Below are 22,002 nucleotides of genomic sequence, written 5' to 3'. Positions count from 1 at the left end.
GACACGTCGCTCTCGGGCGTGCGGGTCGCGCGGGAGCTGACGCGGCTGATCGGCATGCGCGGCAAGCCGCATACAGTTGTCAGCGACAACGGCACCGAGCTGACCTCGTCGGCCATCCTGCGTTGGTCGCAGGAGCGGCGGGTCGAGTGGCACTACATCGCCCCGGGCAAGCCAATGCAGAACGGCTTCGTCGAGAGCTTCAACGGGCGCTTGCGCGACGAATGCCTCAACGAGACGCTGTTCACGTCGCTGCCGCATGCCCGGTTCGTGCTTGATGCCTGGCGGCACGACTACAACCACGTAAGGCCGCACTCGAAATTGGGCGGGAGAACCCCCGCCGAGAAAGCCGGTAAACCTGTCTGGGAGCATGCCCCCAGACAGGTTGCCATCACCTCAACCAACCATCATGTAGGAGCCGGACTCTACCTCTGACTGGTAACAATCAGGGGAGCACGTCACAACTGCTGGCGAAATGCTGCCTGCTCTCGTGGACTCGAGTGGTGTCGAGACTTGACCTCCGCAATTGTGCACGTCTGGGCACTACTGGCCATGCTGCGGGTCTTACGTGTTTGATCTGCCACACCAAACCGGCCGGGCCAGGGCGGCCAGCAGCCCTCCAAGGTTTGCCAGATCACACAAGGTCCGGCCCTCCCGCGACATGGCGGTTAGCTGATTGCCGCTGACGCAGGTGTGGATGTGGGCGGGATCAATCTGCGCCGCAACGCCCCAGGCTTTGGCGTGGGCTTCCTTGGCTGTCCATCGGCGCAAGGCATCTTGCGCGGTGCCATGGCGCAGTTGATGCCTTTCGCCGATAGTCAGAGCATCAGGTGGCGGCGGTAGTGCCCCGATCGGTTCGATGTCCACCCCCAGGGGACAGCGGGCGATGGCTATGGCGGCATGAGGCCAGTGGCCTGCGACGCTGACATGCCAGCCTTCGGGCGCAGTGACCCGCAAGGCGCCTGCAGGAAGCCTCTCTATCGAAATGCTGTCAGGATGCGCTCCGCTGGCCAGCGCAATCAGCACCTTGGTCAATTGTCGCCGCAGGCTGCGCATGCCGGCCTGTGGGCGGCTTGCCAGGTCTGCCAGATCACTGGAGCGCAAGGGCGCCTGCCGCGCCATGGTCTCCACGATTGGATCGTCGAGCCGCACCACCCAGGCGAAAGGTGCGTCGCCAACGGCGAACCGGCGCGGCAGGGCTCCGGTGTGCCAGACCGGGGCGTGCACTACCCCTGCGCCAACCGCGCCGGTGAGCCTTCCCAGGAGGTGCCGGCCGGGAGGCTTTCGCCCTTCATCACCACGGACAGATCGCCCAGCTGCGCATCCGCGCCAATCTCCGCGTCATACAGCACGATGGCATAGGAGCCGATCGTCGCCCGGTCACCCACCGTCACGCCGCTGACCTTCATCACCCGGTCCTCGAAAAGATGGGTTTGCAGGCCTGCAAAATCATTGAGCGCCACATCATCGCCAATATCGACCAGATCGTATTCGGTCACATCGGTGGTGTCCATGTAACAGCGCTTGCCGATGCGGCAGCCCATCAGACGCAGATAAGCTGGCAGCCATGGCGTGCCACGCAGGGGTTCCAGCAGATTGCTGACGGCCAGGTTTTCATAGGTCGCTGTCACCAGTTCGGTGCGCCAGACAAAGGTGCTCCACAACGGCTGGGTGGTGGGCTTGTAGCGGCCCATCACCAGCCATTTGAGCAGCACCACCGACAGACCGCAGGCCAGCGCAAATCCGACATAGAGGATGGGGAACGCCATCAGGATCAACTGCCCGCCATGAGCCAGATCGTCGAGGTCGCCAACCAGGGACAGCAGGATGTCGAAGAAGGTGAGGAAGAGCGTGAGCGAGAGGATGACGCGCACCGCTTCGATCGAGAGGCGCGTGGCGATCAGCCTGGGGCCGGGCTTGAAGCGGGCGCCCTCGTCGAACATGCCCACCGTCTGGCGCACCGGCAGCGAGATCGGCGGGGAGCCGAACCAGGTTCCATCAGGGCTGGCGGCAGCGCCATCGCGGGGCGGGGCCGAGAGCACGCCAATCAGCACATTGTCGCCAATCGTGGTCCCATTGGGCAGCACCGCCGAATTGCCGATGAACGAGCGTCTGCCAATCCGGGTATAGGCCATTTCGATCACCCCCGGCGCCACGCGGGCCGCGCCGAACAGCACCGCATCGGCAATGAAGCTTTCCGGGCCGATATCTACCAGATCGGGCACGATGGCGGCTGCGGTGGAGATTTCGGCGCGGGCACCCACCTTCACGCCCAGCCCGCGATACCAGGGAGCCACATAGAGCGTCGCATAAATCGGGTGGAGGAGTTGGAGCGCGAGCCCGTTGATCTGCTGGACGAACCAGAAGCGCACATAGAACCAGCTGTAGATCGAATAGCGCCCCGGCTTCACTTTGCCGAGCAGCAGCCATTTGGCCGCAATTGTCAGAACGCACATCAGCACCACGTAGGTGATGGCCAACAAGGGTGCGAGCAGCAGATAGGTGTAGCCCTGGGTGTTCCAGTCAATCTCGATCATGGCGATGAGGCCAGGCGCGATGGGCAGAATGGCGACGATGGGCAGGATGAAGGCGGCCAGCGCCAAGGCAATGCCACTCAGCACCCGGCGCATCGGGCTGGCACCATTGTCGATATGTTGTTCAACCCCCTTGGCCACGCACGCGGCCGGAGAGCCGTTCCAGCGCTCGCCCGCAGGGATGGTGACGCCGGCGGCCAGCGAGGAGAGGTCATCGAGAACCGCGCCATCGCCCAGCGCGGCATTGCGCCCGACCACCGCCATCGAGCCGACCGTTGCCCCTTTGCCCAGAGTAGCTGATCCCAGCCGCAGCATGCCGCGCTCAACCGCGCTGGTTGCCAACATGGCCTGGTCGCTGACCACGGCATCGTCGCCCAATGTGACTAGGTCCGCAACGTCGATCGGGCCCCGGCCAATGAAGACCCGCCGGCCGACTTTTGCGCCCAGCATGCGATAATAGAACCGCAGCATGGGTGTGCCGGCCAGATAGGGCGTGGCGATCACTTCAGAAAAGCGCCGCACGAACCACCAGCGGAAATAATAGGCGCCCCACAGCGGATAATCCCCCGCGCGATAGCGGCCGATCACCAGCCATTTGACTACAATCGAGGCGAGCATGGCCAGCGGCGGGATCAACAGGAAGCTGAAACCACTGAGCATCAAGGCGCTCAAGCGGCTCATGTTGCCCGAGAGATGGGTATAGGCCAGATAGGGGAAGAACCATTGCAATCCGGCCACCGTATAGATCGGCAGCAAGGCGATGGTCTGTGCCGCCCAGCAGAACCAGCGGTGCAGCGCTGGCGTATGGTGGAAGGGTTGTTCCTCCTGGCTGGATATCGGGGCCGTGTCGCCCAGCCTTTGGGCCAGCCCGCGGATAGTCGGCGCCGCGTAGAGATCCTGTATGGACACCCCCGTCAGGCCCGGTGCCTTCCGCAGTGCCGACACCAGCCGGGCCGCCTTGAGCGAATGGCCGCCAAGATCCTCGAACAGGTCATCGGTGACCGAGATTTTCTGCGGCGCGAAGGCTTCCGACCAGATGGCGTGAAGCAGTTCTTCCATCGGCGTGGCAGGCGCGGTGACGTCGCGGTCCTCGGCCTGCGACACGGCGGGGCGCACCAGCGCCTTGCGATCGACCTTGCCCGAGGCGGGCAGGGTGGGCAGCGCATCGAGCACCTGATAGGCGGCGGGGCGCATGTAATTGGGCAGGCGCTCACGCACGCGCGTGCGCGCCGCATCGAGATCAATCTCGGCACCAGCACGGGCGACCAGGAAAGCGGCGAGAAATTCCGCGCCATCCTCGTCCTTGAACAGATGGACAACCGCCTGCGCAATGGCCCGGTCCTCGGCGATGACTGCCTCGATCTCGCCGAGTTCGACGCGGAAGCCACGGATTTTCACCTGGGTATCGATGCGGCCGATAAAATCGATGTCCCCCACCGCGTCGAGCCGCACGAGGTCACCCGAACGATAGATCAGGGCTTTCTTGCCATCGGGCCCGTCAAAGGGGGTGTGGACGAACTTTTCGGCGGTTAGATCGGGGCGGCCGACATAGCCGGGCCCCACGCCGGGTCCCCCGATGACCAGTTCACCTTCGGCCCCGGCGGCAACTGGCCACAGATTCTCGTCCACGATCCACGCGGTATAGCCCGGCAGGGGCCGGCCGATGGTGACGCGGCGGCCCGGCTGTACCTCGGTCCATGTCGCGGTCACCGTGGTTTCGGTGGGGCCATAGGTATTGAGCATGCGCAGGCCCGGACGCGACCATCGCTCGACCAGATCGGGCGGGCACGCTTCTCCGCCCAAGTTGAGCAGGCGCAGGGCAGGCATGGGTGTTTCAACCAGGGTAAGCAGCGAGGGTACGACGTGCCACACCGTGACGCCTTCGCGCGCCAGCACGATCGCGATATCCGGCCCAGCCTTGGCCAGTGCTTCATCGGCCACCAACAGTTCGGCGCCGACGAAAAAGGCGCTCCACATGGTTTCGACCGACATGTCGAAGGCAAGACTGAAGCCGCCGAATACCTTGTCCTCGGGCGAAAGGGCCAGAATGGCGCTTTCGCTGCGCACCAGATGGCAGGCATTGGCGTGGGTGATCATCACGCCCTTGGGCCGGCCGGTCGTGCCCGACGTATAGATGATATAGGCCAGGTCGTGCGGGGTAGCGCCGGTTTCTGCGCGTTCGATGCCGACGGCGTCGAGCGCGGCCAGATCGCCCAGCGCCTCGTCGACCACCAGCGTGGCGACCGTCATGGCCCCGGCGCGCTCGCTTTCGGTGACGACCAGCACCGCCTGGCTGTCTTCCACGATGTAGTCGATACGGTCCTGCGGATAGGTCCAGTCTACCGGCACATAGCAACCACCAGCCCACAGCACCCCGAGGATGGCCATGTATTGATCGAGGCTGCGCGGCAGGCAGATGACCACCCGATCGCCGCGCTTGATGCCCATTGCACGCAACTGCCGGGCAAAGCGCAGAGCGCGGCGGCGCAGCTCGGCATAGGTCAACTCGGTCTTGCGGCTGCTCTCCGGGTCGTTGCCCAGTTTACGCACAGCGCAGCGCGCCGTGTGGAGCAGGTAGCTCGCCTCAAAAATCTCGTGGAGCAATTCGTCGCGCGCGTAAGGCTCTTCCTCACGCAGCGCGGGCGTGGGGGCGATGGGCGCAAAGACCGTGGGCGCGGTAACCTCTTGTGCCGCGGCCAGAATGGTCTCGCTCATCGGGTTCATCTGCAATCCTCTCGCCTCGTGGTCGTGCGCCTCGCTCTCGTTAGTCCAGTATTCCTGAACGTGCGAGGTCTGACCTGTTGTTTTCCATTGGCTATCCGGGGTGAGTGGAGGACAGTAGCCGCGATGCAGATGATGGCCGGGGCGTTCTCGGCCCAGAGCGTGTCCCAGCCCCGATCCTCTCACTGCAGTGTATAAGATCGACGTGCTGTCGGTACGGCGTCATGCGCGTCTGGCAAAGCTTTCGGGGTCGGCCTGGCGCCACCATGCCGCAAGGTGCGGATCCCGCGCGCCGTCGAGCAACTCACCCGGTGCCACGAACGGGTAGAGTTCGTCGAACGAGCGCATTTCCGAGGCGTTGATCCTCTGGCGCAGGCTGTCGGGGGTAAATTCGTCCGGCGTGTTCAGGCCGGCTGCCACCACGATATCGTGCAAGGCGTCGAGCGTGGCTTTTTGGAACCGGGCGACGCGTTCGGCCTTTTCCGGCACGACGAGCCCGCGTTGGCGGGCCAGTGACTGGGTCGCGATGCCCGTCGGGCACGTATCGGTGTGGCAGCGCAGCGATTGGACGCAGCCGAGCGAGAACATGAACGGTCGGGCCGCGTTGCACCAGTCTGCGCCCAGCGCCGCGTTCATCGCGATGGCCGCGCCGGAGTTGACCTTACCCGATGCGGCCAGCTTGACGCGGCCCTTCAGGTTGGTGCCGACCAGGGCATTGCGGGCCAGCATCAGCCCTTCGCGCAGGGGCATGCCCACGCGATCGGACAGTTCGGTCGGGGCCGCGCCGGTGCCCCCTTCGGCCCCGTCGATGACGATGAAATCGAGCAGTATCTCCGTCTCGACCATGGCCTTGACCACCGCGAACAACTCGTGCGGATAGCCGACACACAGCTTGATGCCGACTGGCTTGCCACCCGACAGGTCCCGCATCCGGGCGGCGAATTCGAGCAGGCCACGCGGGGTCGAAAAGGCCGTGTGATAGGCCGGCGAAAGACAATCCTCGCCTTCGGGAACATCGCGGATTTTCGCGATTTCCGCTGTGACCTTGGCGCCGGGCAGTAAGCCGCCGTGCCCGGGCTTGGCGCCTTGGCTGAGCTTGATCTCGGTCATCACGACCGCATCATGGCCGGCGCGCTCGCGAAAATGCTCGGGATGGAAATCGCCCTTGGCGTCGCGGCAGCCGAAATAGCCCGAACCGATCTCCCACACGACGTCGCCGCCATGCTTGAGATGGTAGGGAGACAGGCCGCCTTCACCGGTGTCATGATAGAAGCCACCGATCCTGGCGCCCAGATTGAGCGCTTCGATCGCATTGGCGCTGAGCGCGCCGAAACTCATGGCGGAAATGTTGAGCCGCGCCGCCTGGTAGGGCCTGCTGCACTGGTCCGTGCCGACGGTCACGCGCGTATAGCGTTCGGCATTGCGGGTCGGCGCGATCGAGTGGGCCAGCCACTCGTATTCCTCGGAATAGACGTCGAGTTCGGTGCCGAACGGATGGGTCGATACATCGCCCTTGGCTCTGGCATAGACCAGGGCGCGCTCATCATGGCTGAAGGGCCGCCCATCCAGATCGCTTTCGACGATGTAGGAGCGCAGGAACGGGCGCAGCCATTCGAAGAACCAGCGCAGGCGCGCAGAGCCTGGGTAGTTGCGGCGCAGCGAATGGTGGGTCTGCGCGAGGTCGATCACCGTGATCAGCAACAAGGGCAAGAAGAGCAACAGCAGCCACCACGCGCGCGGATGGTCCCAGCCTACCGCAATCGTCCCGATAGTACCGGCCAGCGCCCCGAACAGCAGCACGTTGCGCGACAGCGCATGATCGCGCCACAGCGCCTGGGTGAGGGTAGGGCGCCCGCTCACGCGATCAGGTTCCGGATGATCCCGACCACCTCGCGTCCGCGCCCGCCCAGCACGGCCTTGGCGGAATAGAGCGCCATCCCTGCGACTTGGCCGGGCTTGACCGCCGGTGGCATGACCAGTTCATAGCGGTCGGTGACAACGTCGAGCAGCGCTGGTCCCGGCTCCTGCAACCAGGCCTGGACGGCAGCATCGAGGTCTTCTGCGCGTTCGACCCGCCGCCCGCTAAAGCCGATCGCTTCGGCAACGCGCGCGAAGTCGGGATTGACCAGCTCGGTATAGGCATCGAGCAGCCCTTCGACCTTCTGCTCGATTTCCACGAAGTCGAGCGCACCGTTGTTGAAGACCACGACCTTGATCGGCAGCTTTTCCTGCACGGCGGTCAGCAGGTCTCCTAGCAACATGGCCAGGCCGCCATCGCCGGACAAGGCAATGACCTGCCGATCGGGGAAGACAGCCTTGGCCCCCAGCGCCTGCGGCATGGCGTTGGCCATCGTGCCATGGGTCAGGCTGACCACTGTGCGGTTCTGGCCTGTTGCGGCAATGTGGCGCAGCGACCAGACCATGGGCGAGCCACCGTCGGCGGTGAACACCGCGTCTGGCGCGGCATGGCGCGAAATGGTCTGCGTCAGATATTGCGGATGGATCGCGCCGCCCTTGCCGACCGTGGCGTGCTTCGCCTGTGCCGCATGTGCCTTGCGGTGATGATCGAGGCATTCGTCGAGAAAGGCATTGTCGTCGCACGGCGTGATCCGCGGCAGCAGGGCGTCAAGAGTTGGCGCGATATCGCCGACCACCCCCACGTCGACCGGATGCCGGCGGCCGAGGTGCGTGCCGTCGAGGTCGACCTGCAGGATCGTGGCTTTCTCGGGATAGAACTGCCGCCAGGCAAAGTCGCAGCCCAGGAGCAGCAGCACGTCGCAGGAGACCAGCGCGTGATAGCCTGCCTCACTGCCGAAGATGCCGGTCATGCCGACATCGAAGGGATTGTCGTACTCCAGAAAGTCCTTGGCGCGCGATGTCCGCACCACCGGCGCGCGCAGCCGCTCGGCCAGCGCCACGACCGCATCGTGCGCCTGCTCACACCCCGAACCGCCGTAGATCGTGATCCGCCGGCCGCTGTTGAGCGCCGCTGCCAGACGATCCAGTTCCGCGTCCGCAGGGCGAATGACCGGGGCGGCGCGATGCACGGCAAAGTCCGGTTCGTCGACTGCCTTGGCGCTCGATACATCGGCAGGCACGATCAGCACCGCGACGCCGCGCTTGGCCAGTGCGGCTTGCGCGGCCATCGCCGTCATCCGCCGGGCCTGTCCCGGTGTGCGGATTTCCTCGCAGAACACGCTGCACGAGGCGTAGACTGCCTTGAAATCGACCTCCTGCGGAAAGTCGAAGCCCAGCTCATCCCGCACGATCTGGCTGGCGATCAGCACTACCGGGGCGCGGTTGCGGTGGGATTCGAACAGGCCGTTGATGAAATGCAGGCTGCCCGGGCCGCACGATCCGGCGCAGGCGGCAAGTTTGCCGGTCAGCATCGCATCGGCCCCGGCAGCAAAGCCGCCGGCTTCCTCGTGTCTGACGTGAACCCAGCGGATCCCGCTTGTCCGGATGGCATCGGTGATATGGTTGAGCGTGTCGCCAGGAATGCCATAGCAGCGCTCGACCCCTGCCGCTTCGAGTGTTTTCACGATCACGTCGGCAACGGTGGTCATACGCTGTTCCTGCTCTTGGCTGCTGTCTTGTGCCCGAACGCGCAACCCATGCTTTGGCTTCACGCGATGGTGCAAAAAAAGATCCGGTTACCGGCTTGAACCTGCCGCGAACGGCCCCGGGTTTGGCAATGGCGACGCCCGGAAATCTACCCAGCCGCTTTGACAGTTTTCTGTGGCTGCATAGCAGTTTGCTTCAGTGTCGGTCGGCGCAATGGCGCATCGGGCCGCACCGGCGCGGGGACCCAATCTCCGACTTGATCATCACGCCTGCGCTAGCGCGAGAGGTAGCCCGCTTCGGCCACAAGACTGTGGCCGGTGACATAGCTGGCGGCATCCGAACTGAGCCATGCGCTGGCTTCGGCGACTTCCTCGGGGCGACCAAAGCGGTTGAACAGGCTGAGTGCGGGCGCAAACTCTGCTTCGGTGTAGCCGCTCGCCTCCAGCGCGCCGCGCAGCATCGGCGTAGCGATCGCGCCGGGCAGCACGGCATTTACGCGTATGCCTTGTCATCGATCCGGAGTTCGACTTTTTTGCGGCATGGCAGCCCGATGACCGGATGATCGCCTTCCACAAGGAATTGCTGGCAGAATTGCAGCAGCAATTCGGATTGGCTTAGAGCGCGGCCCCGTTCAATCCAGCTTGGTGGGGCGGCGCGGGCGATCAAGTCGCGTCACGCCGCCATTACCATTCATATGCGCCGGGGCAGACCGTGGTCGATGATGATTGCGCTCACGCCGCCCAGGCAAAGCGCCATCAGGCCACCCTGCGCTGCCGGCACGTTATTTCAAGCCTTGCAGATAGGCGATGATCACCGCGCGCTTGGTCGGGTCCTTCTCGCCAAAGAACGACATTTTGGTGCCCTTGACCGCACTTTGCGGCGCAGTGATGAACGTGTCGAGCGTCTTGGCATTCCACGTGATGACGCTTGGAAGCCGCACCGCTTGTCTTCCTGCTATCAGGCAACGCGGAACAACCGCGCGCGCGACAAAGTAAAGGATGAGTTGGCGACAGTCTGGCTACATCGGCAAGTGCACGTTTTGCCGGAATAATTTACCCCTGTTTAACGTGTTTCAAGCAGTCTCTACCGATGGCAAAATTTTTCGCCGCGCTCGGGAAGGTCTGCCGCGTTGCGCTACGCATGTCGCGCGCCGGCAGCACGTCTCACGCGGCGTTGCTGACTGTGCTGATCAGCCTTTCGGTGCTGACCTCGGTGCTTATCGTCACTTTCCTGGTGTGGAACGCCGATGCCCATGCCGACCGGCTGGCGGCCATTTCGATTTCCGGGGCGATCGATCGCGAACGGTCGCGCATCAGCAACGAAACCTACATCAATGCCCATTGGAACGATGCTTTCGCCCACGCCTATGGCACCATGGACGATCCGTGGATCGTGTCGCAATGGGGAACGCCGATCGGCCTGGGCTATGTGATCGATGCAAACGGACGGACGTTGTTTGCGCATCTCCCATCCGGACGGGCGCCCCCGCTTGCTGACCTGATCGGGCCGCGGACTCTCAAGGCCTTGCTGGCCCGGGTACCGGCGAATGAGGCCGCCGTAAGGCAGCGCGGCGATGCCATGGTCCTGCTGGGCAAGGCGGGCGACACGCCGGCGTTGATCGCGTTTTCGCCGATCGTTCGGGAAAGCGGCCCGGCGACGCTCGACACGTCGACCTATCGTATTTTCGTGGACATCCGCCTTCTCGACAACAAGCTGCTTGCAGAATGGGGCAAAGGCTTTGGCTTGCAGCATCTGCGATGGGCGCAGAGCCGCCGATCCGCAGGGGACGAAGCTTCCACCTTGGTGCGCGATTGGTCGGGGGCGCCGCTCGGCACGATTGCTTGGCAACGCCTTGCTCCGGGCTCTTTGGCCGTTCGCGAGTTGTTGCCGATAATCGGCTTTTCCATTATCCTGTTTCTGGCGGTTGCCGCCCTCATCGCGCGTCGCGTTCAAAGCCTGAACCGAGAGCTGGCGATCCAGTCCCACAGCGCCATCGAGGCCGGCCGACAGGAGCGGGAGGCGCGCCTGCTGGCTGATAGCGATGAACTCACCGGGCTCTACAATCGGCGGCGTTTCTATGCCGATCTCGAGCATGCGGCGATCCCGGCCAACCTCGATGCCATGACCGTGGGTTTGATCGATCTCGATCGCTTCAAGCCGATCAACGACACGTTCGGCCACCTGGTGGGAGACGGCGTGCTGATCGAGGTTGCCCGCTTGCTGCGCGACACCGCAGGCCCCGACGCCACGCTCTATCGCCTGGGTGGCGACGAATTTGCGATGATCGTGCAGCTTGATGGCGCGGCCACCTTGCGGCTGGCGGAGACGATCTGTGCCGCGGTGGCAGCGCCGATGCGCATTGGCGACAGGCAGGTGAGCCTTGGGGTCTCGATCGGGCTTGCCCCGTTTGTCGACAGCGAACTCACCCCGGTGGACCTGGCCAAGCGTGCGGACCACGCACTTTACCACGCCAAGCGGGAGAGGCCCGGACAAGCGGTTCCTTTCAATCTCGAACTGGAACGCCGGCTGCTGGACGATCACGTCATCGAGGCGGAACTGCACGCGAGCGAATTCGAAAACGAACTGCATTTTGACGTGCAGCCGATCGTTTCCATGCAATCGGGCGCAGTGGTCGGCGGAGAACTCCTGGCGCGCTGGACGAGTGCGCGCTTGGGCGTGGTCGAGCCCCAGCGCTTTGTCGAAATTGCCGAACGCAGCACCGTGATCCATGTGATTACGCGCAATGCCATGCGCCGCGCGTTGGAACTGCTGGACATGCTGCCGCCGGGCAAGACGCTCTCGGTCAACGTATCCGCCTGCGATCTGCACTGCGCCGAGACGGTGGATGCGATCCTTGACATGGTCAGCAATTCGTCTGCCGACCCACGCCGCCTGTGTATCGAGGTGACCGAGACGGCGGTGATGCGCAACCTTGACGCGGCGATCCATGCGCTTCACCGCTTCCGCGCCATTGGCATGCAGGTTGCGCTGGACGATTTCGGCACGGGCTATTCCAGCCTCAGCAATCTTCATCGCCTGCCGCTCGACAAGGTAAAGATCGACCGCAGCTTCGCCCTCAATTTCGACAACAGCTACAGCGTGTCGATCGTCGATGCGGTCGTCAATCTTTGCCATTCGCTGGGGCTGTGCTGCATCGTCGAGGGGGTGGAGACGGCGTCACAAGCATTCAAGTTGCAGAAAATCGGTTGCGATCTCATGCAGGGCTATCTGTTCAGCTATCCGTTGAATGCCAACGTCTTCGTGACGTTTGCCGCGCAGTGGTTTGCGCCGAGAGAAGAAGGCCGGCCGCGCATCGCCGGCTGATCCGGCATTTCCGCGCTATTGTTCCGCGTGGCGCACGATCGCCTCGCACAGGCGGTGCGTCGCCAGGATCGCGGCGGTATCGACCGGTCGACGCTCGCGGGCAGCGAGCAGGAAATCGTCGCACATCGCTTCAAAACCTCGTTGCCGGCCAACCGGAACCCAGTCGCCGCGGCGTTGCAGGCTCTGTCTTCCACGCGTGTCGACACGGTCAGCCAGGTTGAGGACAGTGTGGCGGGCGCCGCCGCCGATGACGTCGAGGCGTTCTTCATCCAGGCCGCTGTCACGATGCATCATGCCGATGGCGCTGAACCCGTCGCCAGCCAGTGTCAGGGTAACCGCGTGCAGCAAGCCGTCGATGACGTTGGTTTCGATCGTGTGGCGAAGTACTGGCCCAGGCACCATCGATAACAGCGTATCCACGACATGGATGAAATCGTCGAAGATCACGCGGCGCGGTTGGTCCGGCTGCGCATTGCGGTGCTTTTCCATGACGACAAGGCTGGCGTTCGTGCCGCGCAGGGCGGCGTAGTCTGGCGCGAACCGCCGGTTGAAGCCCAGTTGCAGCGGCGTGGCGCGGGTCTGTGCCAGCGTGGTGAGCGCTTCAACCTCGGCAAGATTGTCGGCGAGCGGCTTGTCCACGAACGTGGCGATTTCACGTTCGAGGAGCAATTTCACCAGTTCGGAGTGTGCAGACGTGGCCGCGTGGATAAAGGCCGCGTCGAACGTGGTGGCAGACAGCGCATCGATGACGCTGTTGTGCCGATGCTGGATGCGAAACGTCCGGCCTACTTCATCGAGCACAGATCGATCACGCGTCGCAAGATGGATTTCGAGATCGGGCCGCGTGGCCAGGACCGGAAGATACGCCTTGCGGGCGATGTCGCCCAACCCGATCACAAGAACACGCATACAGTTTTCCTGTCTTCACCGGGCCAAGACGTTCACCCGGCTGGGATATATCGGGTGCCGGGGCACCGCAACCGGCTTTCCCACGTCATTTGCCGGGGATGGGATCGGCTGCCGGCTTGGCGGCATGCATGCCATCCGCGTTCCGACCATGGCTGGGCAGCGCCAGTTCGAACGCGGTGTCCTTGCCGGGGAGCAGAGACAGATCGCCGCCATGGGCACGGGCGATCTGTCGTGCCAGGCTCAGGCCGATGCCGCTGCCTTCCTTCTTGGTGGTGTAGAACGGGCGGAAGATGCGCGCGCGGCCCTCATCGGGCACGCCGGGGCCGTTGTCGGCAACCCATATCGACAGGCGGTCGTCCAGCCTGGCGGAAAGGCGAACCTGCGGGGCGTCGGTGGCGGCCACTGCGGCCTCGGCGCCATTCTGGAGCAAGGCCCACAAGGCCTGGCTGATCTGGTCGCGGTCGATGAAGACCATCCCGTCTGGCGGCCCATCCGCCACGAAAGTGACGCGGCCGCCCCAACGCGCGGCGAACATGCGGCGCAGATCGTCGAACAGCACCGCCAGCGTCGTCGGCGCCAGGACCGGCTCGGGAAGCCGGGCCAGCTGGCGATAGGCCTGGGTGAAATGGAGCAGGCCATCGGCACGGCGAGACAGCGTGCCGAGCATGTCGCGCAAATGCGCGACCGGTGGCGGCGTGTCATCGAGCGTCGCCAGCGCGCTGTCAGCGAGCGAGGCGATCGGGGTCAGCGCGTTCATCACCTCGTGGCTCAACACGTCGAGCAGTTCGCGCGTGGTTCGCGCTTCGGCCAGGCGTTCTTCGCTCTCGATGTCGATCAGGGCGAGGATGGTGCGTGCGGCTCCAGCGCCATGGGCTTCGATCCGATCGATGCGATAGGCCCGGCCGGCGTAGCGCAGGCGCGGCGCACTTTCCCGCAAGGCCTCGGGCACATCGATCAGCACGTCCTCGATGTCGAACAGCATGCGCGCTGCCCGATTGAGGGCGCGAACGCGGCCGCTGCGCTCCACGCTCAACAGGGGGGTGGGCGCCTGGTCCAACACGGCACGCAGCACCGCGCGATCGGTTTCGCCATCGGGCGCCGCCACCTGTCGTTCGGCGGGCAGGTGCAGCGGCATCGCGCGGGCAAGCGCGAGGCTGGCCAACCAGAAGCCGAGCAACAGCACCAGCACGAAGCAGGCATAGAACCCGCCGGTCCAGGCGGCGACCGTGGCCGCGCCGCAGCCGAACAGCAGCAGTTGCCCCGGCAGCGCCGTCCTTAGGCTGCTAGAGGCCATGCTTGGCCATCCGGCGATAGAGCGCGGCCCGGCTCAGCCCCAATTCTTCGGCCGCGTGGCTGACATTGAAGCCATGCCGCTTGAGCGCCGCTGCAACCAGCACGCGCTCGCTCTCTTCCAGGTTGAGTGTGGACGCGACCGCCGCTGTCAGCGGCGCTTCGGCCGGGGAATGGCCGAGGCCCAGGTCAGCCTCGCTGATCAGCCCGCCATCGCCTAGCACCACGGCCCGCTCCACCGCCTGGGCCAGGCCGCGCACGTCGTCGCTCCAGGGGGTGACGGCAAGGGCCGTCTCGGCCTCGGGCATGAAGCCCAGCACCGGTTTGCCGTGCCGGCGTTCGGCCGCGCGGGCGAAATGGCGCGCGAGCAACAGGGCGTCGGCGCCGCGCTGGGCCAGAGGCGGCATGGCGATTTCCACCGTGCCCACCCGTGCCCGCAACGCCGGGATCAGCGGCTCGGCCGTGTCTGCCGTGGCGACGATGCGGATATCGGCCGGCAGGCGGGCGAGCAGGCGCCCCTGCGCGACCTCGGCCAGTCGATCGACGTGGCGCAGCAAGAGCGTGCCGCCGGACGCGCGCCCGATATCGGCCGCTGCGACATCGTCGCGCGGGTCGGCCGCGGCGCGCGCGTCCAGCATCACCAGTTCGCCCGCCGCGCGCGGCGAAGCGTGATGGATCGCCCTGCTCGCCAGGGTGCGTCCTGAGCCGGCCGGGCCAAGGATCAGCACATTGGCGGTTGTCGGCCCGACCCGGCGGACGAGGTCGCGCACGCGCTCGATTGCTGCGCTGGCGCCGAGCAGGCGGGGTGGATCGGCCGGAGTGCCATCGTGCTGGCGTAGCGCCGCGATTTCCCGCCGCCTTTGGCGATGGGCCAGCGCCGCGCGCACGCGCTCGAGCAGTTCCTCGTTGCGCCATGGCTTCATCACGAAATCGATCGCACCGGCCTGCATCGCGGCCACGGCGATGCGGATGCCGCTGTGCCCGGTGATCACGACCACGGCCGCATCCGCATCATCGCCCAAGAGCCGGGCCAGCGCGGCGAAGCCTTCCTCGCCGTGGGTGCGGCCACGTGTGAAATTGAGATCGAGCAGGATCGCGTCGGCTGGCGCCAGCTCCAACGCCGAGTAAGCCTCTTCGGGCTGCATCGCGCTGACCAGCTCGATCCCGGCGCGGCCGAAGAGGACGGCGACGGCCTGATGCACGTCGCGATCATCGTCGATCAGCAGGACGCGGGGCGGGCTTGACGGGGGCGTAGGACTGTCCATTTCCGGACAGTGTGTGCGATATCGCAACGAGGCTTGTCCAGCATGGTCTAATGTTGGTTGTATTATCAGTGCTTTAGGAATGTTCGCCAAGCTTTGCGATACTGTCCGCATGAGCAATGGAGCATCTTCCGAATCGCCTTCCCCTGGTGCCGGCATGGACCGCCGCGTCACGCGGCCTCGCGCCAGCCGTCGCTGGCGCTGGGTGGCAGGCGGCGTGGCGATCGTGCTGGCGGCAGGACTGACCTGGCAACTGCTGCCTGCGGCCGGATCGACCGATATCTCAGCAGCCACGATCGAGACCGGCACCGTGGTGCGCGCGCCGTTCGAGGACTATTTGCCGATCCGCGCCTCGGTCGCCCCCAAGGTCACCACACTCGTCGATACGCTGTCGGGCGGCCAGGTGGAGAAATTGCTGGTGCAGGACGGCGCCTGGGTCACGGCCGGCCAACCGCTGGCCACGCTGGTCAATCCCACGCTCAAGCTCGACGTGCTGACCCGCGAGGCGGAAATCGCCAGTCAGCTGGGCACCCTGACCGGCGATGAACTGTCGCTGGAGCGCAGCCGGCTCGACCGGGCCGCGCAGACCGCCTCGGCCAATTATGACCTGCTCAAGGCGCGGCGCGACCTGGCGATCCGCCAGCAGTTGCACGATCAGGGTTTCGTGTCTGACGAGGGTGTGAAAAGCTACCAGGAAGAGGCCGATTACCAGCGCAAGCGCCTGGGCCAGCTGCGTGCGGGGCAGGACCGTGAAGACCAGACCGCCGGGCTCCAGGCCTCACGCCTGGCCGACACGCGCGCGCGCTTGAGTGGCAACCTTGCCGCGGTGCGCGCCGGACTGGATGCCCTGGTGGTGCGCGCGCCGGTCACTGGCCGCTTGGGCAACCTGGTGATCCAGCCCGGGCAGACGCTCAAGGCGGGCGACCATGTGGCGCAGGTGGATAGCGAAGGTGCCTGGAAACTGGTGGCCGACGTGGACGAATACTATCTCGGCCGCGTTGCCGTGGGCCAGCAGGCCAAGGGCGACGCCGGCATCGGTCTGGTCGTCAGCAAAGTCCTGCCCGCCGTCGCCAATGGCCGTTTTCACATCGAACTGGGTTTTGCCGGCCCCGCGCCACAAGGCCTGAACCGCGGCCAGACCATGGATATCCGCGCCACCCTGGGCGCAACCAGCAAGGCGCTGGTGGCCCCGGTGGGCGGCTGGCTCGACAGCGGCGGCGGCACGTCGGCCTTCGTGGTCGATGCAGATGGCCGCCACGCCCGGCGTCGCGCGATCAAAGTCGGCCGGCGCAACCCCGCGCAGGTGGAAATCCTGGCCGGGCTGGACGCGGGAGACCGCATCGTGACGTCTAACACATCGTCCATCACGGGCGACATCATCAACCTTCGCTGACCAAAGGGCCCAGCATGATCCGCCTAGAGAATATCCAGCGCCGCTATGTTTCCGACGAGGTGGAAACGACCGCGCTCGCCGACATCAACCTGGACGTGGCAGCGGGTGAATTCGTCGCCATCATGGGGCCGTCTGGTTGCGGAAAATCCACGTTGCTCAATACGCTGGGCACGGTCGATCGCCCCACGGCCGGGCGCTATCTGTTCGGCGATCGCGATCTGGTCGCGCTTAATGAAGCAGAGCTGGCCCGCTTTCGGGCGATGACGTTGGGCTTTGTGTTCCAGAGCTTCAATCTGATCGACGAGCTGACCATCGCCGAGAACGTTGAACTGGGCCTGATCTATCGCAAGGACGCCGGTGGCGATCGCAAGGGTCGGGTTGCGGCCGCGATGGACCGGGTGGGCATATCCCATCGTGCGCGCCACTATCCGCATCAGCTGTCCGGCGGGCAGCAGCAGCGCGCGCCATTGCCCGCGCTATCGTCGGCGAACCCAAGCTGATCCTGGCCGACGAGCCGACCGGCAATCTCGACACCGAAAACGGGCAGCAGGTGATGGATATTCTCACCAGCCTCAATGCCGATGGCGCCACGATCATCATGGTCACGCATTCGCCCAGTCATGCCGACATCGCGCGGCGGCGCATCGACATGCTCGACGGGCGCATCGTCGCCTCGCTCGCCCGCGCGATCTGAGGAGGCACGCCGATGAACCGCTTTGCCTTTCTTACTCTTTATCGCGCGCTCACGCGTCACCGGCTCTACGCCGCGCTCAATATCGGCGGTCTGGCCGTCGGCATCGCCGTGTTTCTGGTGCTGGGCCTCTATGTCCAGTTCGAAACCAGCTATGAGACATGGCTGCCGCGCCACGACCAAGTCTACATCGTGCAAACGGTGGTGAATATGCCCGATAGCCCGGTCAACGGTGCCTATCCTAATACGATGGGCGGCCTGCTGGAGGAAATGAAGGCCGATTTTCCCGGGCTTACAGGCACCCGCATCAACGGCGTGGGCGCTACGGTGCTGCGCGGCGGAATCGGCACAGCCGAGGATCTTGCCTGGGTCGATGCCCAGTTCTTCGAGGTGATGGACCTGCCGATGGTGCAAGGCGACGGTGCACGCGCGCTCGCCGACCCGTCCAACGTGCTGATCGACGCCAATATGGCGCGCAAATACTTTGGCAGCACTGATGCCATCGGCCAGACCCTGACACTCAACATCGGCGCCGGAACCGCACCCTATCGCGTCGCCGGCATATTTGCCCCGTTGCCCCGCAATACCGACCTCAAGTTCACGATGCTCGCGCGCATCCCCAATGGGGCACCCAAGGGTAATGAAGACTGGTGGTATCACTGGAGCAGCACCTCGGTGAACACCTACCTACGCTTTCCCAACCCAGCTGCGGCCAAGGCCTTTGCCGCCCGGATGCCGGCGTTCGTAGTCCGCCATGGCGCGACCGACCTGGGCGCCGACGCAGACAAGATGATGCAGCTTACGCTGCTGCCGCTCACCGATCTGCACCTGACCCCGGCAGGGCGCGATATGGCCAGCATGCGCCAGACGATCATTACGCTGGGCGTAGTCGGCGCGCTCACCATGCTGATCGCGATTGTCAACTACGTGAACCTGGCCACGGCGCGCGCCGGCCTGCGTGCCCGCGAAGTGGCCATGCGCAAGGTGCTTGGCGCCAGCCGCAGCATGCTGGTGCGGCAGTTTACCGGGGAGGCCATTCTCACTACGGCGCTGGCTGCGCTGGTCGCGCTGGCACTGGCCGAACTGGGCCTGCCGCTGGTCAATGCCGCAGCGGGCCTGGCATTGTCGATCCCCTATGCCACCGTCGTGCCGGCGTTGCTGGTGCTGTCCATCGTCGTCGGAATTGGCGCGGGGCTCTATCCCGCCGTGCTGCTTTCCCGCTTTCCCGCCGCTGCCGTGCTGGCATCGGCGCGTTCGCCCGGTGGCGGCCGCACCGGCGCCAGGCTGCGTGAAATGCTTGTCGTGTTCCAGTTCGCGCTGGCCACGGCCTTCATCGCCGGCACCCTGGTGCTGGTGGCGCAGACCCGCCATCTGCGTCAGGCCGATCTTGGCTTTGCCCGCGATGGGCTGATCGTGGTCAAGAGCATGGCGGGATTGAGCGAGGGGCAGCAAGGCACCATGCGCGAAGCGATTGCCAGCTTGCCGATCATCCGCGCGGTCGGGATTGCCGACAGCGCCGCCGGTGGCTTTGGCAACAACAATGACAACAACATCGAGATTCCGGGGCGGCCTGGTTATGGACCTTCGCTGCGCGAAATTGTCGTCGGGCGCGGCTTCTTTGCCACTTACGGCGCGCGGGTGATCGCCGGCCGCGTGTTCGACAATCAGCACGGGGCCGACGATTCCTATGGCACCAAGAGCAAGGACAACCGCGCAATCGTGATCAATCGGACGGCTGTTGGCGTGCTCGGCTTCCGCTCTGCACAGGAGGCGGTCGGCAAGACGCTGGGCAAAGGGCACCCGCGCACAATCATCGGCGTGGTGGACGACATGCGGTTCTTTTCACCGCACGTGCCGATGGAAGCCACGTATTACACCTATTGGAGCCATGACGTGGGTGCCCCGGTGCTCACCGCCCGCTATGCTTGCCGGATGGATGCCGCGATGGACGCGGTGCGCGACACATGGCGCAAGATTGCTCCGGAAGTGCCGTTTGACGCTGCGCCTGCCAATCAAGAACTCGCCAAGCTGTTCGAGGATGATGACCATGCGGCCAATCTCTTCACCATCGGCTCGGTGCTCGCTGTCCTGATCGGCTGCATTGGCCTGTGGGGGCTTGCTTCGTTCAATACCTCGCGGCGTGTGAAAGAGATCGGCATCCGCAAGGCGCTGGGCGCCTCCTCGCGCGACGTGGTCAAACTGCTGGTCGGCCAGTTCCTGCGTCCGGTGCTGATCGCCAACGTGATAGCCTGGCCCCTGGCATGGGTGGCAATGCGGCAATGGCTGGCCGGTTTCAGCGATCGCATTGCGCTCTCGCCGCTGTACTTCGTTGCCGCAACGCTCCTGGCGCTGGCCATTGCCGTGCTTACGGTTATCGCCCAGTCTCTGCGCGCCGCGCGGGCGACCCCGGCCTGGGCGTTGCACCATGAGTAAGCGGCTTATGGTTGCCGTAGCGCTTTCCACCGCGCTGGCATCGGCGCCCGTCCAGGCGGAAACCCTGCGCGATGCGGTGGAGGCGGCCTATCTCGGCAACCCAACATTGGCGGCGGCCCGCGCGCGGCAGGATGCGCTGGCCGAAACGCCCGAACAGGCACGCGCGGCGGGGCGGATCACGGCCGCCGCCGATGGGGCGGCCGGCTATGACCGCTTCGACTATGATCGCGGCGCAGGCGGCACCGTTTCCGCCAGCCTGCCGATCTGGACCGGCGGCCGGGTTTCCTCGCGGCTGCGCGCGGCGGAAGGAGATGTGGCGGCCGGCGAGGAAGGGCTACGCGACGCCGAGGCGGCGCTGCTCACGCAGGTGATCGGCGTCTATGCCGAACTGCTGTATGACCAGCAGGCCGTGGATATCGGCAAGGCGGATATCGCCCTGCTCGATCACCAGGTGGCAGAGGCGCAGGCGCGCTATCGCCTGGGCAAGGCCACCCGCACCGATGTCGCCCAGCTTGAGGCGCAGCGTGCCAGCGCGGGGGCGACCCTGGCCGCCGCGCAGGCAACGCTCGATACCGCTACGGCAAACTATCGCGCGGTGGTAGGGCAGGATCCTGGACCCTTGGCGCCGCCGCCCGCGCTGGGCCCGATGCCAGCCACGCTGGAACAGGCGCGCGCCGATGCCCTGGCAGCCAACCCGCTGTATCAACAGAGCTTGCGCGCCGCCGATGCGGCCGGTGCGCGGATACAGGAAGCCCGCGCCGGCAGCGCGCCTACAGTGTCTGTGGGTGGTGGCTATGGCTATGACGTGCGCCTTGGTGGCGTTGGGGCGGGCAGTTCCCTGCGTGCCGCCAATCTCGGGCTAAGCTTGCATATTCCGATCCTCACCGGCGGTCTTGTTGCCTCGCAAGTGCGCCAGGCGCAGGCCACGCAACGCGCCACGGTGTTCGATGCCGCCGCCGCCGGCCGCGAGGCGACCCGCTCCACCGATGCCGCCTGGGCCGCCCTGATGGGTGCACGGGCGCAGATGGCGGCCAACCAGGCGGGTGTGGACGCGGCCAATCTTGCGCTGGGCGGGGTCAGGGCCGAATACGGTTTTGACCTGCGCTCGACGCTCGACATTCTGGTAGCGGACGAAAGCCTGCGTTCCGCCCAGCTCGCGCTGGCACGCAACCGCAGCGACACGATCATCGCCCAGGCAGCCCTGCTGCGGGCCACGGGGCACCTCGATCTGGATGCGATCCCAAACGGATAGGGCCAAACGCATCGCGGCGCTGTGCAGATCTGTGTCTGCACAGCGCCGCGATTTGGGCCTATCGAGGGGCGGTGGCGTTAGATTGCGGGGAAGTCGACCGTGGTGGCGGCCACGTTGTTGATCAGGTTGGTGAAGAAGTTTTCGGCCACCACGGCAACGATCTCCACGATCTGGCCGTCGCCGAACCCGGCGGTGCGGAGGGCCGCGATGTCTTCTGCCGAAACCTTGCCCCGTGCCTCGGCCACCTTGCGGGCAAATTGCACGGCCGCTGCAGCATGCGGATCGGCCGAGGTTCCCTGCCGCGCCAGGTCGATTTCTTCCCTGCTCAGCTTGGCGAAATTGTGGCCGGTGAAGCTGTGGGCGGCATCGCAATATTCGCAGCCGTTCACAGCCGCCACGGCAAGGGCGATGCGTTCGCGGGTCTTGAGATCGATCGCCTTGCCCAGGCCCTGGTTGAGCGCCGCGTGGGCGGTGATCACCGCCGGGCTGTTCGAGAGCACGCGGAAGAAGTTGGGCACGCGACCCAGCTTGGCGTTGATGGCGCCCAGCGCGGCCTGCGAACCTTCCGGGGCGGCGGCAATTTCGGGAATGGTGATGCGGGACATGACGATATCCTTTTGCCTGTGAGTTTG

Annotated in this window: 16 protein-coding genes and 1 pseudogene; 6 read left to right on the top strand and 11 right to left on the bottom strand. The window is 65.3% G+C overall.

The features are described from left to right. A partial coding sequence (locus ABIC78_RS08155; protein ID WP_354488813.1) for an integrase core domain-containing protein occupies positions 1-432 on the top strand: 432 nt, incomplete at its 5' end. 129 nt (positions 433-561) lie between these two features. Here ABIC78_RS08155 and ABIC78_RS08150 read toward each other — a convergent pair. The 7 genes from ABIC78_RS08150 to ABIC78_RS08120 all read right to left on the bottom strand — a co-directional run bounded on the left by ABIC78_RS08150 (position 562) and on the right by ABIC78_RS08120 (position 9,756). Continuing rightward, the gene (locus ABIC78_RS08150; protein WP_022677886.1) at positions 562-1,224 is read right to left on the bottom strand and encodes a 4'-phosphopantetheinyl transferase family protein; all 663 of its coding nucleotides are present in this window, start codon (positions 1,222-1,224) and stop codon (positions 562-564) included. Then, positions 1,224-5,246 (bottom strand): Pls/PosA family non-ribosomal peptide synthetase, encoded by a 4,023-nt coding sequence (locus ABIC78_RS08145; RefSeq protein ID WP_354488810.1) that lies wholly within the window; start codon positions 5,244-5,246, stop codon positions 1,224-1,226. The genes ABIC78_RS08150 and ABIC78_RS08145 overlap by 1 nt, the downstream gene beginning before the upstream one ends. A gap of 228 nt (positions 5,247-5,474) precedes the next feature. After that, positions 5,475-7,112: an FMN-binding glutamate synthase family protein gene (locus ABIC78_RS08140; RefSeq protein ID WP_022677888.1), complete on the bottom strand. Its 1,638-nt coding sequence runs from the start codon at positions 7,110-7,112 to the stop codon at positions 5,475-5,477. Continuing rightward, positions 7,109-8,818 (bottom strand): thiamine pyrophosphate-dependent enzyme, encoded by a 1,710-nt coding sequence (locus tag ABIC78_RS08135; protein ID WP_354488808.1) that lies wholly within the window; start codon positions 8,816-8,818, stop codon positions 7,109-7,111. The genes ABIC78_RS08140 and ABIC78_RS08135 overlap by 4 nt, the downstream gene beginning before the upstream one ends. A 272-nt stretch (positions 8,819-9,090) precedes the next feature. Next, entirely contained in the window at positions 9,091-9,303 is a 213-nt protein-coding gene (locus ABIC78_RS08130; RefSeq protein WP_354488806.1) for an SDR family oxidoreductase, read from the bottom strand. A gap of 5 nt (positions 9,304-9,308) precedes the next feature. Further along, on the bottom strand, positions 9,309-9,482 hold the full coding sequence (locus ABIC78_RS08125) for a hypothetical protein (RefSeq protein WP_156306455.1): 174 nt from the start codon (positions 9,480-9,482) through the stop codon (positions 9,309-9,311). 115 nt (positions 9,483-9,597) lie between these two features. Beyond that, the gene (locus ABIC78_RS08120; protein ID WP_022677892.1) at positions 9,598-9,756 is read right to left on the bottom strand and encodes a c-type cytochrome; all 159 of its coding nucleotides are present in this window, start codon (positions 9,754-9,756) and stop codon (positions 9,598-9,600) included. A 149-nt stretch (positions 9,757-9,905) separates the two neighbouring features. Between ABIC78_RS08120 and ABIC78_RS08115 the strand changes: the two genes are divergently transcribed. After that, positions 9,906-12,140 carry a putative bifunctional diguanylate cyclase/phosphodiesterase gene (locus ABIC78_RS08115; RefSeq protein WP_354488803.1) on the top strand — a complete coding sequence of 745 codons (2,235 nt, stop codon included), beginning with the start codon at positions 9,906-9,908 and terminating at the stop codon, positions 12,138-12,140. 15 nt (positions 12,141-12,155) lie between these two features. On the opposite strand, the gene ABIC78_RS08110 is transcribed toward ABIC78_RS08115, so the two are convergent. From ABIC78_RS08110 to ABIC78_RS08100, 3 genes are all read right to left on the bottom strand, one after another. After that, entirely contained in the window at positions 12,156-13,049 is an 894-nt protein-coding gene (locus tag ABIC78_RS08110) for a Gfo/Idh/MocA family protein (protein ID WP_354488801.1), read from the bottom strand. An 85-nt stretch (positions 13,050-13,134) separates the two neighbouring features. Further along, positions 13,135-14,343: a sensor histidine kinase gene (locus tag ABIC78_RS08105; protein WP_354488799.1), complete on the bottom strand. Its 1,209-nt coding sequence runs from the start codon at positions 14,341-14,343 to the stop codon at positions 13,135-13,137. Further along, a complete protein-coding gene (locus tag ABIC78_RS08100) occupies positions 14,333-15,604 on the bottom strand; it encodes a sigma-54-dependent transcriptional regulator (protein WP_354488797.1) in 1,272 nt (423 codons plus the stop codon). The genes ABIC78_RS08105 and ABIC78_RS08100 overlap by 11 nt, the downstream gene beginning before the upstream one ends. A gap of 154 nt (positions 15,605-15,758) precedes the next feature. Here ABIC78_RS08100 and ABIC78_RS08095 point away from each other — a divergent pair, with 154 nt between their 5' ends. The 4 genes and pseudogenes from ABIC78_RS08095 to ABIC78_RS08080 all read left to right on the top strand — a co-directional run bounded on the left by ABIC78_RS08095 (position 15,759) and on the right by ABIC78_RS08080 (position 21,370). Continuing rightward, a complete protein-coding gene (locus ABIC78_RS08095) occupies positions 15,759-16,994 on the top strand; it encodes an efflux RND transporter periplasmic adaptor subunit (RefSeq protein WP_354488795.1) in 1,236 nt (411 codons plus the stop codon). A 14-nt stretch (positions 16,995-17,008) separates the two neighbouring features. After that, positions 17,009-17,688 (top strand): annotated as a pseudogene (locus ABIC78_RS08090) (ABC transporter ATP-binding protein). Between the two features lie 12 nt (positions 17,689-17,700). Beyond that, positions 17,701-20,118, top strand: coding sequence for an FtsX-like permease family protein (locus tag ABIC78_RS08085; protein WP_354488793.1), 2,418 nt, complete (start codon positions 17,701-17,703; stop codon positions 20,116-20,118). Then, positions 20,111-21,370 (top strand): TolC family outer membrane protein, encoded by a 1,260-nt coding sequence (locus ABIC78_RS08080; RefSeq protein WP_354488791.1) that lies wholly within the window; start codon positions 20,111-20,113, stop codon positions 21,368-21,370. Before ABIC78_RS08085 ends, ABIC78_RS08080 begins: the two co-directional genes overlap by 8 nt. 77 nt (positions 21,371-21,447) lie before the next feature. Here the strand turns inward: ABIC78_RS08080 and ABIC78_RS08075 are convergent, their stop codons facing one another. Next, a complete protein-coding gene (locus ABIC78_RS08075) occupies positions 21,448-21,975 on the bottom strand; it encodes a carboxymuconolactone decarboxylase family protein (protein WP_354488789.1) in 528 nt (175 codons plus the stop codon). Between the last annotated feature and the right edge of the window lie 27 nt (positions 21,976-22,002).

It is taken from the genome of Novosphingobium sp. 1529 (genome assembly GCF_040544855.1).
GTDB classification, from domain to species: Bacteria; Pseudomonadota; Alphaproteobacteria; order Sphingomonadales; family Sphingomonadaceae; genus Novosphingobium; species Novosphingobium capsulatum.
Note: the sequence above shows the minus strand (reverse complement) of the source record. Positions and strands in the feature narration are given on the sequence as shown.